Raw genomic sequence first — 15,554 nt, 5'->3', positions numbered from 1 at the left:
GTTGGCAATGAACAGACCCTTTGTCATCGCGCTTTCGATGCTCGCGTGGTTGTCTCCCGCCGTTGCCGAGCCGGGCGACGCCGCGCGAGGTCAGCGGAATTTCCGCATGTGCGCGCCATGTCATTCGCTTGAGCCGGACCGACACATGACGGGGCCAAGCCTCGCCGGTGTGTGGGAGCGGAAGGCCGGATCGTTGCCGAGCTTCGAACGCTATTCCGATGCTCTCAAATCGTCCGGCATCATCTGGGACGACCGTTCGCTGGACGCCTGGCTAACCGATCCCGATCGCATGGTGCCGGACAATGAAATGCCGTTTAATGGCATCAAGGACCCGCAGCACCGCGCAGACCTGCTCGCGTTTCTGAAGGAAGCAACAAAACCGGGGGCCGCGCCGCATATGAGCGCTCAAGGCCAGATGGGAGGCATGGGCGGAATGATGGGCGGCGGCCGCGTTCCCAATTTGAAAAACCTGGAGTCGAACGCGCAAGTGAAAACGATCACTTACTGTCGAGACACCTATCGAGTGACCACGGCTGATGGCAAGACCCGCGCCTTTTGGGAACGCAATCTGCGCCTGAAAACTGATTCCGGAACAGATGGTCCGCACAGCGGCGCGCCAGCCCTCGTGCCCGCTGGAATGATGGGTGACCGGGCAGACGTGATTTTTGCCGCACCGGAAGAGATCAGCAAGATAATCGAAGCGCGCTGCTGAGAGGCCTCGTATTGGCGGCCGACGGCCTCCACATACCATGGTCTTGCGGGTGTGTATCGTAGCCTTTGATTTTATAGTGTCTCATTCTGCCAAGGCCCTGCGATCTCGCGATGCGCGCAAGCGCCTCTGCTGGCGCTGATCGTGATCCCGGCGATCTGCGCGCTGGTGAAGGGGGCGGGGCTTGGAAAGGTATCTGTGACGAAAGGGGAGCCCGGACAAGCGAGAGCCAGTGTAATCTAGGCGCTGTTTGCAACCGGGTTGGGCTGACCTCCTCGAGGTAGGTTCCCACCCCCAGTTTGTGACGCCTTTCACCATCGCCCAGAAAAAGATCAGATAAGCTTGGTTTACCCCAAGGCAACTTGCGCGGGGCGTATGTGTCCGTCGATCCGTTTTAGATCCCATTTGACATACTCCGTCCCAGGAGGAACAGATGCCAGATCTTGCAAGAAGTCATGCCGTAGTTATTGGCGCCGGCATGGCCGGCCTTACGGCTGCTCAGGCTATCTCCAGGCATTTCCGGAAAGTCATGATCATCGAGCGGGACGCGCTTCCCGCCGAGCCCGCGCCGCGAAGCGGAACGCCGCAGGCCCAACATGCCCATATGCTGCTCGCGGGCGGGCTGAAGGCCCTGCAGACCTTGTTTCCGGGATTTGAGAATGATCTGGCGGAAGCCGGCGCCGTGAAGATCCGCACCGGCAAGGATATCCGGTGGGAGCGCCCCGGGTTTGATCCTTTTCCGATCCGCGATCTCGGCTTCGACATTTTCAGCATGTCGCGTCCACTGCTCGAAGCCGTTACGCGAAGACGCGTTCTCGAAACCCCGAATATCGGCATTTGCATGCGTTCCCGCGCGACCAAGCTTGTCGCATCGCGCGATACGATGCGGCTCGAGGCGGTCCGCTATGAGAGCGAGGATGGTCCTGCTGTCACGGTGGAAGCCGAGCTGGTTGTTGAAGCCTCCGGCCGCTGCGGCCTGACGCTGCAACTGCTCGAAGAGCTTTCTTTGCAGAAGCCCGAAGAAACCGAGATCGGCATTGATCAGGCCTATGCGAGCACCATCGTCGAGCGATCAATTGATCACGATGCCGACTGGCTGGGCAATATTGTCCTGCCGTCCGCACCCGCCAGCAGCCGCGGAGCGTTCCTGTTTCCGATCGAGAAACAGCAATGGCTGCTTTCCATCGGAGGCAATCATGGGGATGCGCCTCCGGGCGACCGCGCGGCATTCATGGACTTCGTCAAGAGCCTGCGCACCCCAACTATCTATGACGCGGTCAGGGACGCCCGACCGGTGACCGATATCGTCCGCTACCAGTTGCCTTGCAGCACACGACGACATTTCGAGCGCCTGGAGGCTTTCCCGGCGGGGCTGCTCGCGATAGGCGATGCCCTCTGCCGCTTCAATCCAGTATTCGGCCAGGGCATGAGCGTGGCAGCACAGGAGGCCGTGATCCTGGACCGCTTGCTGGCGGAAGATGTTCTGGTCGAGCGTCTGGCGCGCGACTTCTTTGCTGCCCTCCAGGACACCATCGCGACGCCGTGGGGCGTTGCCGTTACCGACTTCGTTTACCCCGCTACGCGCGGCGTTCGGCCTGCCGACCTCGCGCAGCGCCTGCAATACGGTGCAGCCTTGACCAGGCTCGCCGCTGAGGATCCCGAGGTGCATCGGCTGACTGCGGAAGTCTCGCAACTGCTCAAGCCGCAGGCCGCGCTGCGCGACCCAGCGCTCGCAGCGCGCGTGATGTCGCTGATATGACAGGCAATGCGGGGGAGGCCGCAGTGGACTTGTTACCATCATTGCCGCTCGGCTCGAAAAGTGACAGGTTGCGCCCGAAGGAAATGGAGCCATGGGCTTCTACAACGATGTCATCCTGCCGAGGGTTTGCGATCTCGCGATGCGAAACAAGCAGCTTCGGCCGTATCGCGAGCGGGTGATCGGCGCGGCCGGAGGTCGCGTGCTCGAAATCGGGATCGGTTCGGGCCGGAACTTGCCGTTCTATCGGCCGCCGGTGAGGGAGCTCTTGGCGCTGGAGCCGGCCCCGAAGCTGATCGCAATGGCCCGCGACGCTCTACATCCGGGTACGCCGGTCAACTTCATCGAAGCTTCGGCGGAGGCCATTCCGCTCGATGACCGCAGCGTTGATACCGTTGTGACCACCTGGACCTTGTGCAGCATTCCGGATGCCGCCATGGCGCTCACCGAAATGCGTCGCGTGCTTCGCCCTGGCGGCAAGCTTTTGTTCGTGGAGCACGGCATGGCGCCGGACAGGAATGTGAGACGATGGCAGGACTGGCTGACGCCTGCCTGGAAATGCATCAGCGGCGGCTGTCACCTCAATCGACCCATTAGCACGATGATCGAAGCCGCGGGTTTCAGGATCGATCGGGTGGAGACCGGCTATATGCCAGGACCCAAGGCGATGACCTTCATGTACGAAGGCAGCGCGCGGCCGAACTAGCCAGGCTATGCCGCGCGCACCTGGCCAAGAAACGCGTCAACCTGCTCGCGCAATTGCTGCGACTGCCGCGACAGGTTGCCGGCGGCGGCCTCGACCTGGCTTGCCGCCGCGCCGGTTGCTGCCGCACCCTCGGTGACACCGCCGACATTGGCGGACACTTCCTGGGTGCCGGCCGCAGCCTGTTGCACATTGCGCGCGATCTCCTGGGTCGCCGCGCCCTGTTGCTCGATGGCAGAGGCGATGGTTGTTGCGATCTCGCTGATTTCGCCGATGGTCTTGCCGATCGCCTCGATCGAGACGACGGATTTCTGCGTGGCTCCCTGGATCGCGGCAATCTGGGAGGCGATCTCCTCGGTGGCCTTCGAAGTTTGCTCGGCCAGGCTCTTCACCTCGGCCGCGACGACGGCAAAACCCCTGCCGCTGTCGCCGGCACGGGCCGCTTCGATGGTGGCATTGAGCGCGAGCAGATTGGTCTGCGAGGCGATGTTGTTGATCAGCTTGACGATGTCGCCGATCCGCTGCGCCATCGCTGCGAGGCCCTGAATCTCGGTGTTGGTTCCGTGCGCTTCCTGCACGGCCTTTGCCGCGATCGCCGCAGACTGGCTCACCTGCCGGCTGATCTCGGTGACGGAAGCGGACAGTTCCTCCGTGGCGGTGGCCACCGTCTGCACGTTGCTCGACGTTTCCTGCGCGCCCGACGCCACGGCGGAGGCCTTGTTGGTATTTTCGGTTGCGACCGCTGCCATCCTTTCGGCGGTGGCGCGCATTTCGACGATCGATGTCGCGACGGCATCGAGCACGCGGGTGGCGCTCTGGTCGAAACCTGAAGTCAACGTCTCCATCACCTGTTGACGTTGCTCTTTCTTCTGTTGTTCCGCTCGCTGTTCGGCAGCCAGTGCGTTCGCCCTGACGGCATTGTCGCGGAAGACCGCGACCGATCGCGCCATCTCGCCAACTTCATCAGCCCGCGCCAGCGCAGGAACGTCGATCGCCAGATCGCCGCCGGCAAGGCGCTGCATGGCGGCCGTCATGGCGGTCAAGGGGCGGATCACGCGCCGGGACAGCACCCAGATCGACCCCATGCCGACAACGATACCGAGCAGCGTGACGAGGGCAACGAGGATGAGTTGAGTTCTTGCCGCCGCAGCCTTGGCGGCCGCGTGGAGGTTGGTGACTTCGACCGCGGCATCCTTGATCCGGACGATGGATTCCAGCGCAGGGTTCGACGCGTCGTACCATTGCTGGACCGTCATCGGATAGCCGGCGCCCGCGATGCCTGCCTTGTAGACCGTATCGGTTTGAATCTTGAAATTGCCGAGGAAGTTTTGCTCGGCCGCGGCAACGGCAGAGACAAGCGGCGACGCCGCACCGGCGGTTAGATCGCGTATCGTCTGCCAGTTCGACTGCACCTGCCCGCGCCAATTGGCGATGTCGCGCTGCTGCTCAGCCGACAGCGCGCGGCCGGCCGAGATGTTGCCGGCATGAACGGCGCGCTCGCGGCCGGCATATTCGCGCATCAGAAACGCGCTCTGCTTGATCATCGTAAGCTCGCCGACAATGGCGTCTTCCCTGCTGATCTCGCGCGAGGCTATGGTCCAGAGCGATTGAATCCGGGTCAGGAAGTCCGAAACAGTCGGGTACCAGGACTTCAGCAATTCGGCATCGCGCTGCTCCTTCGCAGACTGAAGGGCGGAATCGGCGCTGCGGCGGAGCTGCTTGACGCGTTCATAGGCCTGCTCGACTTCGGCAATCAGCTTCTTGCCGTCAGGCGTCGCGGTGGCGGCAATCTGCCGGAGCGCCGGGGCCAGCGCGGCATCGCCTTGCGAACGGCGCTTCTGGATCACTTCGCCGGTCTGAGCATTTGCCGGGGCAGGCGCCTGCAGGGCCGTATTGGTCTGACCACGTTCAAGCTGAATGTTCTCCAATCCTTTGAGCAGGTGATCGGCGTTTGCATTCACCTCGGCAACGCGGACGGCGGCCGTGTAGCTGCGCCAGGCATCTGCGCCCGTAATGGCGCAGGAGATCAGGAGCAGCACCGCGAGCACCCCGACGATGACGGCGAGGGTGGTCTTGACGGTGAGCGTGCCCGAAAGGGCCTCGCGCTTCGAATGCATGAGGATACCTTCCGGCTGGCGGCCCCTTGATGATGGCCTCTCCGTTACTACCAGCCGGCCGTTACCAAGCCGCTAATCCTGGCGCGCCGGGTTGCAATACCAAGGCTCTGTTTCAAAAGCCTTTTCGACATTTTCTGATACCAGTGCGTACGCGCCTCATACTCAAAGTTGCAGGCGCGGGGGCGGGAATGCCGAACTGCAGCGCGGGATAACTTCACAGCTGCGCACGATCCAAGACGGCCCGTATCTCAATGCTAGCTGCCGGAACTCTCAAGCGAAGAACTCCACCGCGCCCGTCTCAAGGTTGTACATCGCGCCAGTCAACTTGATCCCGCCCTTTGCTTCGAGCTCCGCAAGTACGAAGCTGTCCTTTCGGATATCGGCAACGGTCATCTCAACGTTCTTTCGCGCGACAGCATCTACGAAGCCGTAGTTCTTCGCCGAGCGCTCGCCTGTATAGGCCGTCGCCTCTATCGCGGGTCTGATCTTGGCCAACAATCCCGTCAGATTGCCCAACTCGGCATTGTCGATTGCGCCTTTGATGGCGCCGCATGCCGTGTGGCCCATTACGAGCACCACCTTGGCCCCAGCCAATTTGCACGCGAACTCCATGCTGCCGAGGATGTCAGCATTTTTGACGTTACCCGCAACCCGACAGTTAAAAATGTCACCGATTCCAAGGTCCATGATGACCTCCGCCGGCGCGCGTGAATCGATGCATGTCAGCAACACGGCCGCGGGATACTGTCCCTTGGCGCTCGCTTTTTGCTCGCGAAGGTAATTGCGCTCTTTCCTCTCGCCCATGCGAAAACGCTTGTTCCCGTTCTTCATCGCCTGGACAATTTGCTCGGGTGTCATCTTGTCGCGCAGCTCCTTCGTGAGAGCGTCTGCATGTGCCCGATCTGCAAGGAAGATGCTGCTTCCGCTCATTGCGATCGCCGTCGCACCGCCCGCCACCTTGAGAAAATTTCTGCGGCCCAGGCAATTGCAATCGACAAGATGTCCGGATTTCTGACGCATGTCGCTCTCCCGATTAGGAATTGCATCGTCAAGAAGCACGAAGTCTAGTGTCCGCTCAGCACCAGCGTTTTGACTGGAAGCAGCAGCGCCTGGATACGCAACAACATCGCGTGAACAATTCCGACGGCGTCGATCGCATGCAGCGCGAACCCCTTGAGTGCACCGACTTCCTTTGAGGCGATCCGATCATGGTTGCTGGTATAGGCATTGACGATGCAACTGCTGCCGGGCGTCACGCCTTCAAGGCCGCCCGGGTAGATGGGCTCCAGGAAGGTGACAATGGTCCCGGGAGCCCGCACCTGCTGCGGGTCGATGAGTTGCTCGCCGCCCCGGAACTGGCCCGCCGCGATGTAATCCTGCACGCCGGTGACTACCAGTGGAATGATTGTCCATGGCTTCGATATGCACGTGGCCTCGGCGACCATACCGATCTTCATGACTTGCGCCTCGATTTGTCCAAAGCCGGCGGAAAGCGTCCGTCCTACGTTGGCCGGGATGAGAACGCCGGCAGGCCGCATCACGGGATTGACGATATCTCCCGCGCGCAACGTAAACTGTTCCACGCGCCCATCGACTCCGGCGCGAATGGTGGTCCTGTCCAGATCCACCTGTGCCTCGGCCAGCGCCGCCTCGGCGCTCGCCTTCTCCGCGGGGAGCAGTGCGGTTACCTTCGTCGTCGCGGATTGTTTTGCAGCCGTTGCCGAATCAAGCGCGCCCTGACGACCGGCGAGCAGCACCTCGAGCTTTTCGATGTCGCGCTGGGGGACGATACCGGGATTGCGCTTCTGCAGTTCGCGCTTGGTGTCGAGTTCATCTGACGCCTGCTGATAGGCGCCCTTGGCTTCCTGGATCTGTCCTTCCGCCTTGAGAATATCGGCCTGCGCGGTCAGGAATGCGGCATCGACTTCGGCAATTTTGCGCCGGGCCCTTTCCAGTGCGGCTGCCTGCTTGGAACTGTCCAGCTTGAAGATCACGTCGCCCTTCTTGACGGGCGCGCTGAATTCGACGTGGACTTCCGACACCCGGCCGTTGATTTCCGGAACGATCGGAACGGACCTGTAGAACAGAGTCGCCGTCGTGGTGGATGGATGAAAGTAAAAGATGAGCGTGATCAGAGCGACGGTCAGCATCAGACAGGTAATGATGCCCCATCTGAGTTCGAACCACACCGAGTAGAATGTGATCTCTTTTCCGAGGCGCTTTCCCTGCCGGTAGCGGCGATAAAGATAGTCCGGCAGGATCGTCAACATGGAGCAGAGCAGCAGCTCAAGCATGGCTCGGCACCTCGCTCTTGGCAGCGCTGGCTTTCGTCGTATCCCGCGCTTCGGCGGTGACTGCGTGGGCGGTGCCTTCACCGGTCGGCTTGGCCGCTTGGTCATCCGGCGGAGCGCCGGCGATTTTTTCGACCGATCCCGCGATCCGGCGCAGCGGGGTGCCGAAATCGGGCAAATCAATCATAGCAAGCAGCAGTGCTGCGATCCAGAAAAGGTGGATGTGCGTAAACAGCGCCAGCAAGCCCAAAACTGCCACGATCTCGAATTGCAGCTTTTGCGACTTGTGTGCCATCCGCTCCGGCAAGCTATGCAAACGAAGATAAAGATTACCGACCATCAGAACGGCCGCGATCAGCACGATGCCGACGACGACCATCAGGATATCGGTGTCACCGGGAGCGGTGATGAAACCAGGCAGATGATGGGGAGCGCTTGGATGATGTGAATTGTTCATGACGAACTCCAATTCGAATGCGACGCGTGCGCCGCACTGGCCAGCCTGGCAGGCGGCAATCGGTTTCGCCAGATGGTTGCATATTTGCACAATGCCAGAAGTTGGCAAGGCTGAACTGGCCGGCCAAGCCATGGCCCGCTGCCCTTCAAGGTTTTTGGCTGCTCTGGGCGTCAACACCTCGTTCGAAGGGGGCGCAATTTGATGAGATCAGCTCCGCACGACCGAGCCGGCGCGGCCGACGAGCCGCGCCAGTTGCTTGAAGCGGCTACCCCGACGCGGTCGGCAAACAAGATTTGAGTTCGCGCGCAGCATGCCGGCTCTGCTGCGGCCAGAAAGCAAGATGACAACTTGAGGCGACGGTGGCAGAATGGTGGCAGACGTGGTTTCAAGCTTGGCGATTAAGAAGAAACCGAGAAAAGCGATCGCCAAGGTCACGTCGTCCAAGGGAGGAGACTCATGAAACGCTTGTTTCTGGGATTGGTCGCCGTTGCCCTGATCGCTTCGGCGTTTGTCGGATCCACTACTACAGTCATGGCGCAGACGAAGGTGCTGAAGATGCAGGCCTCATGGCCGGCGGCGCTCACGCTCTATGACAACTTCACCTACTTCGCCGAGCGGGTGAACAAGCTATCTGCCGGCACCTTGAAGATCGAAGCGATGCCCGCCGGCCAGGTCGTGCCGGCGTTCGAGGTGCTGGACGCGACCCACAAGAAGGTGCTCGACGGATCGCATGCGTGGGCCGGTTACTGGACCGGCAAAAACAAGACCGCGATCCTGTTCACCGGCGGTCCCGGCGGCACCTTCGGCATGGACTACATGGACGTGATGGGCTGGTTCTATCACGGCGGCGGCCTCGATCTGTACAACGAGTTCTATCAGAAGGAGCTCAAGCTCAACGTCGTCGTGTTCCCTATCCTGCCCGCAGGACCGCAGGCGTTCGGCTGGTTCAAGAGGCCGATCCAGACGGTCGAGGACATGAAGGGAATGAAATGCCGCCAGACCGGGATGGCCGGCGAGGTGTGGCAAGCGCTCGGCTTCACGGTGGTCAACATGCCGGGCGGCGAGATCATTCCCTCAGCGCAGCGCGGCGTGATCGATTGCGCTGAATGGGTCGGCGGCATCGAGGACATGCAGCTCGGCTTCCACAACGTCTGGAAGTACCACTATTCGCCCGGCTTGCACGAGAACGTGACGGTCGGCGAAATCGTGATCAACGGCGATGTGTGGAAGGAGCTCAGCGCTCAGCACCAGGAGATCATCAAGTCGGCGGCCAACGAGACATTCCTCGTCTGGTGGACCAAGTGGCAGCGCCAGAACGCCGATGCGCTGATTGAGATGCAGCAGAAGCACGGCGTGCAGATCCTGCGCACGCCGACGGAGATCCTGTTGACCTTCATCAAGAAGTGGGACGAGATCGCGGCGGCCGAGGGCGCCAAGAACCCGTTCTTTAAGAAGGTGCACGACTCGCAGAAGGCCTATGCCAGCGCTGTGGTGCCGTACAAGCGGTCCTATTTCCCGCCATACTCATTCATGGCGAACTACTACTTCCCGGTCGAGAAATAGGGCTTCGTCCGAGGGCGGCCGGCTTGGCCGCCCTCCGTTCGCGCAGGGCCGGTCTGCGTCGCGCCGCAAGGCGCGCCGCGCGAACGATGCGCGTTAGGTGGGAGGATGGCAAACACAACAGACAGGCAGTCGCCGGCGCTGCTGGCCATAATCCGGATCATTGACGGCTTCACGGATCGGACCGGCACGGTCATCTCGTGGCTGGCGGTGCCGCTGGTTCTGGCCGTCGCCTACGAGGTTGGAGCGCGTTATCTGTTCAACGCGCCGACCATATGGGCCTACGACGCAACCTACATGCTCTACGGCTCACTGTTCATGCTCGGCGCCGCTTACGCGCTGCACAAGGGCGCTCATATCCGCACCGATTTCTTCTGGGAGAAGTTCTCCACCCGCAGGAAGGGCTTGATCGACACGATCTCCTATATCGTTTTCTTCTTCCCAAGCCTGATCATGCTGTTCCTGATCAGCTGGAACGAGTTTCACTACGCCTGGCAGATCAACGAGCTTTCCGACCAGACGCCGTGGCGGCCGGTACTATGGCCGTTCAAGTTCGTCGTGCCGCTTGCCTGCCTCCTGCTGCTGATCCAGGGCGTGTCCGAGTTGATCAAGAGCATCTACATGGTGCGCACCGGCGTTGAGCTTGAGCACAAGGAGAAGGTCGAGATATGACCGCAGAAGCGCTCATCGGCCTCATCATGCTTCTGGTCCTGCTTGGAGCGATCTTCATCGGCGTGCCGATCTCGTTCACGTTGCTGTTTCTAGCCTTTGCGTTCGGCTACTGGGGCATGGGCGCAACGGTCTTCGACCTTGCCTACTTCCAGACCATCGGCCTGATGAAGGAGGAACTCCTGGCCGCCGTGCCGCTGTTCATCTTCATGGGCTTCATCACCGAGCAGGCGGGCCTTATGGAGCGCCTGTTTACGGCGTTCCGCATGCTGCTTGCGCCGGTGCGCGGCGCACTCTTCCTCGTCGTCATCCTGACCTCGACCGTGTTCGCGATGGCGACGGGCATCGTTGGGGCAGCCGTTACCGTTCTTGGCATCATGGCCTCGCCGATCATGACGAAGGCGGGGTACGACGCCAAGCTTTCAGCGGGCACGATCACTGCGGGCGGCACGCTCGGCATTCTCATTCCGCCGTCGGTGATGCTGATCGTGATGGGGCCGGTGCTCGGGGTGTCGGTCGCCGATCTCTATGCTGCAGCCTTCGGGCCGGGCTTTCTGCTGGCCGGTATGTACATCGCCTATCTGATGGGCCGCGCTTTCTTGAATCCCAAACTCGGGCCGCCGGTGCCAATGGACGAGCGGATCTACTCGGCGCCGTACATTGCGCGCGAGGTGGTCATCGGCACGCTGCCCCTGCTCGGCCTCATCACGGCGACGCTCGGCTCGATCATCGGGGGGCTTGCGACGCCGACGGAGGCCGCCGGCATCGGCAGCGTCGGTGCGCTGATTCTGTCGATCGCCTACGGCAGGTTCTCGATGAGTGGACTGCAGCGTGCGCTGATCTCGACGATGGCGACGTCGAGCATGGTGCTGCTGCTCGCGGTCACGTCGAATATTTTCGGTGCGGTGTTCGCCCGCCTCGGCTCGGCGAACTGGATCACCGAGACGATGCTCGGCCTCCAGTTGCCGCCCAGCCTGATGCTGATTGTCGTGCTCGTGCTCATTTTCCTGCTGGGTTGGCCGTTTGAATGGCCGGCCATCATCCTGGTGTTCCTGCCGATCTTCTACCCCGTCGTGAAGGGCATGGGCATCGACCTCATATGGTTCGGAGCACTGGTTGCGGTGGTGTTGCAGACCGCCTTCCTATCGCCGCCGGTCGCCATGTCAGCGTACTATCTCAGGCAGGTGGTCAAGGGCTGGAGTCTCGCGACGATTTACGCCGGCATGTTCCAGTTCATGATCCTGCAGGTGATCTGCGTTGGCCTGATGATCGCCTTCCCCGGCATTGCGACCTGGTTCCCGCACACGCTGCACGAGGCATCCCGCAGTCAGGTCATCCCCGAAGAGTACAAGAAAATCCTGGAACAGCAGAAGCGGGCACCGGGCCTGGAAGACGAAGACTGGCTGACACCAAAAAAGAAGTAAAGTGGCCGGACCTTGTGTACCGGTTGACGTCGCGGCTCCAAAAGCAAGCTGTGGCGGAAAGGACGACAAACGGAAAAGCGCGTTGCGTACGCTGGCTTTCCGTCTTACTTCCGTACGATCGAGCCGGCGCGCCCGACGAGCCGCGCCAGTTGCTTGAAGCGGCTGCCGACGCGGTCGGCGACGAGATCGACCATGCGATGCTCAAACACCAGCATCAACTTGCGGCCGTTGGTGCGGAAATGCGTCGCCGGTAACACGCCGGTGCGCGCCGCCGATATCAGGTGCGCGACGCGAAAGGCCGCGCCGAGAAGGCGGGCGCGCTCGTCCATTGCCGGCGGCACCAGGTCGCGGACGCGCTCCGGCGGCTCGTTCTCTTCGCTTAAGCCCGCGTAGCGATAGAACACCGACAGCGCGACGAAGGCACGGCCCTGATGGCTGATCGAGCCGAAATTGCCGTTGGTGATCAGGCTCAGCGTTTCCTCGCCGCGGTGGTCGGGATGCACCCGCCAGCCGATGTCGGAAAGCAGACAGGCGGCATGGCGCAGGCGGCGGTCCTCCTCGGTCTCGCGCAGCTTCACAACCCTCACGAGGCGATCGGTCCATGAGACCAGTTCCTCGGCGTGGCGTGCGGAGCGCGACAGCAATCCGTTCAGGGTTTGGGCTGCGCAGATGAATCCGTCCTTGGCGCGCTCAGGCGGCGGCAGCATCTCGTAGAGCAGGCCTTCGCGGACGCCGAATGTAGAAAACACGATCGTCTTCGGCCGACCGACGCGGATGATGTATTCGAGCACCAGCGCCGCATAAGTTAGGAGCGGGCGCCGTGCATCCGCGACGATTTCGATATCGGCGAGCAGGTTGGCGGCCACAAGCCGGCGCAGGCGGCGGGCGAAATCGAGCGCGTCGGCGGCAGGTATTGAATAGCCGTGCATCACGCGCAGCGGATAGCCGCTCTGGACGATGTGGATACGCGCGAGCGCGCGCCAGGTGCCGCCGACCGCATAGAAAGTACGGCCATGGCCAGCCTTGAGTTGCGCGACGTTGGACAGATCATCGCGAACGATGCGCTCGGCGCGCTTCAGGGATTTGTCCGAGAGATCCTGCAGCGCCAGGCTTCCCAGCGGCAGCGTGACGCCGCTGCGGACCCGGTTTTTCTGCACGTCGATCAGTTCGAGCGAACCGCCGCCGAGGTCGCCGACGATGCCGTCGGGATTGTGGATGCCGGAGACGACGCCGAGCGCGGAAAGCTTTGCCTCGCGCGGACCGGACAGGATCTGAATCGGCGTGCCGCAGATGCGCTCGGCCTTGGTGATGAAGTCGGGACCGTTCTTGGCGTCGCGGCAGGCAGCGGTGGCGATGGCGAACACGCGGCTCACCTGCTGGATGCGGCACAGCGCCCGGAAACGCCGCAGCGCGGTCAGCGCCTTGGTAACGGCGTCCTCCGCTAACAGGCCGGTGCTCTGCACCTCGCGGCCGAGTCCGCACAGCGCCTTCTCGTTGAAGATGGTGACGAGACTGCGCGCCATCGTCTCATAGACGACGAGACGAACCGAGTTCGAACCGATATCGATGACGGCGACGCTGGAAGCGCGCTTGCGCGGCCGCTTCACAGCCAAGACCCCTTATGATGATTGCTGACGCTCGGTACGGCGCGTAAGGCGGCGCGGCGAAGATTCCTTGAGTGACTTTCCACGGCCTGAGAGACTCGGATTCGTCATGAAATAGTTGTGCAGGTTGAAGGGCTCTTCGCCTTTCGCGGCCTTCATACGCGTTGACGATCCATCCGGCAACAATTGCCAGCTCTGCTCTGTATCCTTCAGGTTCGCGACCATGATCTGTTCGAGAACCTGCTGATGTACCGTGGGATTTTGCAATGGACAGAGGACTTCGACGCGGCGGTCGAGGTTTCGTGGCATCATGTCGGCGGACGAGATATACACAGCCGCCTTCGGCCCGGGCAGGCCTTGCCCCATACCAAAGCAGTAGATTCGGCCGTGCTCCAGGAAGCGGCCGATCACCGATTTGACGCGGATGTTGTCTGATAGCCCGGGCAGGCCGGGCCGCAGGCAGCAGATGCCGCGCACCACCAGTTCGATCGACACGCCGGCCTGTGAGGCCTCGTAGAGCGCGTCGATGATGTCGGGGTCGACCAGCGAATTCATCTTCATCCAGATCGCGCCCGGCTTGCCGTGCCTTACGTGATTGGTCTCGCCCTTGATGTGTTCGATAATGCGCTTGCGTAGCGTCAACGGCGACACCGCCATCCGCTCGATGTCGCTCGGCTCCGCATAGCCGGTGATGTAGTTGAACACTCGCGCCGCGTCGCGGCCGATGATCGGGTCCGAGGTGAAATAGGAAAGGTCGGTATAGATGCGCGCCGTCACCGGGTGGTAGTTACCGGTGCCGGTATGGACGTAGGTCGTCAGGCTGCCGCCTTCACGCCGCACCACCATCGACAGCTTGGCGTGGGTTTTCAGTTCGAGAAAGCCGTATACGACCTGCACGCCGGCGCGTTCGAGGTCGCGCGCCCAGCGGATATTGGCTTCCTCGTCGAACCGCGCCTTCAGCTCGATGAGCGCGGTCACCGACTTGCCGGCTTCCGCGGCCTCGGCGAGCGCCCGCACGATCGGCGAATTGCTCGAGGTGCGATAGAGCGTCTGCTTGATGGCGACGACGTCGGGGTCGCGGAGGGCTTGCTGCAGGAACTGGACGACGACGTCGAAGGATTCGTACGGATGGTGGACGATCAGGTCCTTCTGCCGGATCGCGGCGAAGATGTCGCCGCCATGGTCGCGCACCCGCTCGGGGTGGCGCGGCACGTAGGGCATGAATTCGAGATCGGGCCGGTCTAGCCGGGTGAGCTGCGAGAGTTCATTCATCGCCAGCACGCCATCGACCAGGAACACCTCGTCATCGGCGGCGGAAAGCGCCTGCTGCACGAACGTGCGCAGCGCTTCCGGCATTTTGTCTTCCATTTCCAGCCGGATCACCGAACCGCGCCGCCGCCGCTTCAGCGCGGTCTCGAACAGGCGGACCAGATCTTCGGCCTCTTCCTCGATTTCGAGTTCGGAGTCGCGGATGATGCGGAATGCGCCCTGGCCCTTGACGGTGTAGCCGGGGAACAGCCGGCCGATGAACATTCCGGTGGCTTGCTCCAGCGGGATCAGGTGCACCGCGCCGTCCTTGGTCGCCGGCATCCGGATGAAGCGGTCGATCTTGCCGGGCATGCGGATCAGCGCGTTCATCGCCTTGCCGTCGGAAGTTCGCAGCAATTGCAGCGCGATGGTGAAGCCGAGGCTCGGGATGAACGGGAACGGGTGCGCGGGATCGATCGCCAGCGGCGTCAGCAGCGGGAAAATGTTGCGGAGGAAGTGATCCTCGAGCCAGCCGCGCTCCGCCTTGGTGAAGTCGTGACCATCGACGAGCTTGATGCCGGCATCCGACAGGGTGGTGCGCAGATCGCGCCAGATCGCCTGCTGGTCGGAAGCGAGTTCCGAAACCGTCCTGTTGATGAGGGTGAGCTGCTCGGACGGCGTCAGGCCGTCGGGGCTGCGTTCGGCGATGCCTTCACGGACCTGCGCCTTGATGCCGGCGACGCGGACCATAAAGAACTCATCAAGGTTATTGGCTGAAATCGACAGGAATCGCACTCGTTCCAGCAACGGATGGCCCAGATTGACCGATTCCTCGAGCACCCGGCGGTTGAAATGTAGCCAGGATAGTTCCCGATTGATGAATCGCTCCGGGCTCGCGGCGATCGTGGGCGGAGCCTCGGCAATCGGCTCTTTTTCTTTTAGTTCAACAGCTTGTACCAATTCCATAAGGCTTTGATCCATCGCGAGCGAGGCAGGGCCGACTTTAAGGGAATGCG

General features: G+C 61.9%; 13 protein-coding genes. 6 read left to right on the top strand and 7 right to left on the bottom strand.

Annotated features, from left to right (window positions below; translation table 11 throughout):
• The first annotated feature begins 7 nt into the window (after nucleotides 1–7).
• The 3 genes from RX328_RS27915 to RX328_RS27905 all read left to right on the top strand — a co-directional run bounded on the left by RX328_RS27915 (nucleotide 8) and on the right by RX328_RS27905 (nucleotide 3,171).
• Nucleotides 8–712, top strand: coding sequence for a c-type cytochrome (locus tag RX328_RS27915; protein ID WP_213247688.1), 705 nt, complete (start codon nucleotides 8–10; stop codon nucleotides 710–712).
• Between the two features lie 430 nt (nucleotides 713–1,142).
• On the top strand, nucleotides 1,143–2,468 hold the full coding sequence (locus RX328_RS27910) for an FAD-dependent oxidoreductase (RefSeq protein WP_213247686.1): 1,326 nt from the start codon (nucleotides 1,143–1,145) through the stop codon (nucleotides 2,466–2,468).
• A gap of 91 nt (nucleotides 2,469–2,559) precedes the next feature.
• The gene (locus RX328_RS27905; protein WP_213247684.1) at nucleotides 2,560–3,171 is read left to right on the top strand and encodes a class I SAM-dependent methyltransferase; all 612 of its coding nucleotides are present in this window, start codon (nucleotides 2,560–2,562) and stop codon (nucleotides 3,169–3,171) included.
• Between the two features lie 5 nt (nucleotides 3,172–3,176).
• Here RX328_RS27905 and RX328_RS27900 read toward each other — a convergent pair whose 3' ends face one another.
• The 5 genes from RX328_RS27900 to RX328_RS27880 form a co-directional block, all read right to left on the bottom strand.
• Nucleotides 3,177–5,285 (bottom strand): methyl-accepting chemotaxis protein, encoded by a 2,109-nt coding sequence (locus tag RX328_RS27900; RefSeq protein WP_213247682.1) that lies wholly within the window; start codon nucleotides 5,283–5,285, stop codon nucleotides 3,177–3,179.
• A gap of 270 nt (nucleotides 5,286–5,555) precedes the next feature.
• Nucleotides 5,556–6,344, bottom strand: a complete 789-nt coding sequence (locus RX328_RS27895) for a carbonic anhydrase family protein (RefSeq protein WP_317258516.1) — start codon at nucleotides 6,342–6,344, stop codon at nucleotides 5,556–5,558.
• Nucleotides 6,345–6,349: 5 nt separating this feature from the next.
• A complete protein-coding gene (locus tag RX328_RS27890; RefSeq protein WP_213247678.1) occupies nucleotides 6,350–7,579 on the bottom strand; it encodes an HlyD family secretion protein in 1,230 nt (409 codons plus the stop codon).
• Nucleotides 7,572–8,033: a DUF3302 domain-containing protein gene (locus RX328_RS27885; protein WP_213247676.1), complete on the bottom strand. Its 462-nt coding sequence runs from the start codon at nucleotides 8,031–8,033 to the stop codon at nucleotides 7,572–7,574. The genes RX328_RS27890 and RX328_RS27885 overlap by 8 nt, the downstream gene beginning before the upstream one ends.
• A 207-nt stretch (nucleotides 8,034–8,240) precedes the next feature.
• Nucleotides 8,241–8,477 (bottom strand): hypothetical protein, encoded by a 237-nt coding sequence (locus RX328_RS27880; protein WP_213247674.1) that lies wholly within the window; start codon nucleotides 8,475–8,477, stop codon nucleotides 8,241–8,243.
• Between the two features lie 12 nt (nucleotides 8,478–8,489).
• Here RX328_RS27880 and RX328_RS27875 point away from each other — a divergent pair, with 12 nt between their 5' ends.
• The 3 genes from RX328_RS27875 (at nucleotide 8,490) to RX328_RS27865 (ending at nucleotide 11,686) form a co-directional block, all read left to right on the top strand.
• Nucleotides 8,490–9,596, top strand: coding sequence for a TRAP transporter substrate-binding protein (locus RX328_RS27875; protein WP_213247671.1), 1,107 nt, complete (start codon nucleotides 8,490–8,492; stop codon nucleotides 9,594–9,596).
• Nucleotides 9,597–9,701: 105 nt separating this feature from the next.
• A complete protein-coding gene (locus RX328_RS27870; protein ID WP_213247669.1) occupies nucleotides 9,702–10,265 on the top strand; it encodes a TRAP transporter small permease subunit in 564 nt (187 codons plus the stop codon).
• Entirely contained in the window at nucleotides 10,262–11,686 is a 1,425-nt protein-coding gene (locus tag RX328_RS27865; protein ID WP_213247667.1) for a TRAP transporter large permease subunit, read from the top strand. The genes RX328_RS27870 and RX328_RS27865 overlap by 4 nt, the downstream gene beginning before the upstream one ends.
• A gap of 104 nt (nucleotides 11,687–11,790) precedes the next feature.
• Here RX328_RS27865 and ppx read toward each other — a convergent pair whose 3' ends face one another.
• Complete coding sequence (gene ppx / locus RX328_RS27860; RefSeq protein WP_213247665.1) at nucleotides 11,791–13,293, bottom strand: exopolyphosphatase; 1,503 nt, start codon at nucleotides 13,291–13,293, stop codon at nucleotides 11,791–11,793.
• A gap of 12 nt (nucleotides 13,294–13,305) precedes the next feature.
• Nucleotides 13,306–15,504: an RNA degradosome polyphosphate kinase gene (locus tag RX328_RS27855; protein WP_213247663.1), complete on the bottom strand. Its 2,199-nt coding sequence runs from the start codon at nucleotides 15,502–15,504 to the stop codon at nucleotides 13,306–13,308.
• Nucleotides 15,505–15,554: the final 50 nt, after the last annotated feature.

Origin of the sequence: Bradyrhizobium sp. sBnM-33, from assembly GCF_032917945.1 — a bacterium.
In the GTDB taxonomy this organism is placed as follows: domain Bacteria; phylum Pseudomonadota; class Alphaproteobacteria; order Rhizobiales; family Xanthobacteraceae; genus Bradyrhizobium.
The sequence above is the reverse complement of the archived record's forward strand: the minus strand, read 5'-3'. Positions and strand labels throughout refer to the sequence as shown.

What these genes read in the sequence shown, in the direction of transcription:
- RX328_RS27875 (WP_213247671.1), top strand. Translation starts at nt 8,490, where the DNA reads ATGAAACGCTTGTTTCTGGGATTGGTCGCCGTTGCCCTGATCGCTTCG.
- RX328_RS27885 (WP_213247676.1), bottom strand. Translation starts at nt 8,033, where the DNA reads ATGAACAATTCACATCATCCAAGCGCTCCCCATCATCTGCCTGGTTTC.
- RX328_RS27910 (WP_213247686.1), top strand. Translation starts at nt 1,143, where the DNA reads ATGCCAGATCTTGCAAGAAGTCATGCCGTAGTTATTGGCGCCGGCATG.
- RX328_RS27870 (WP_213247669.1), top strand. Translation starts at nt 9,702, where the DNA reads ATGGCAAACACAACAGACAGGCAGTCGCCGGCGCTGCTGGCCATAATC.
- RX328_RS27865 (WP_213247667.1), top strand. Translation starts at nt 10,262, where the DNA reads ATGACCGCAGAAGCGCTCATCGGCCTCATCATGCTTCTGGTCCTGCTT.
- RX328_RS27855 (WP_213247663.1), bottom strand. Translation starts at nt 15,504, where the DNA reads ATGGAATTGGTACAAGCTGTTGAACTAAAAGAAAAAGAGCCGATTGCC.
- RX328_RS27890 (WP_213247678.1), bottom strand. Translation starts at nt 7,579, where the DNA reads ATGCTTGAGCTGCTGCTCTGCTCCATGTTGACGATCCTGCCGGACTAT.
- RX328_RS27915 (WP_213247688.1), top strand. Translation starts at nt 8, where the DNA reads ATGAACAGACCCTTTGTCATCGCGCTTTCGATGCTCGCGTGGTTGTCT.
- RX328_RS27905 (WP_213247684.1), top strand. Translation starts at nt 2,560, where the DNA reads ATGGGCTTCTACAACGATGTCATCCTGCCGAGGGTTTGCGATCTCGCG.
- RX328_RS27900 (WP_213247682.1), bottom strand. Translation starts at nt 5,285, where the DNA reads ATGCATTCGAAGCGCGAGGCCCTTTCGGGCACGCTCACCGTCAAGACC.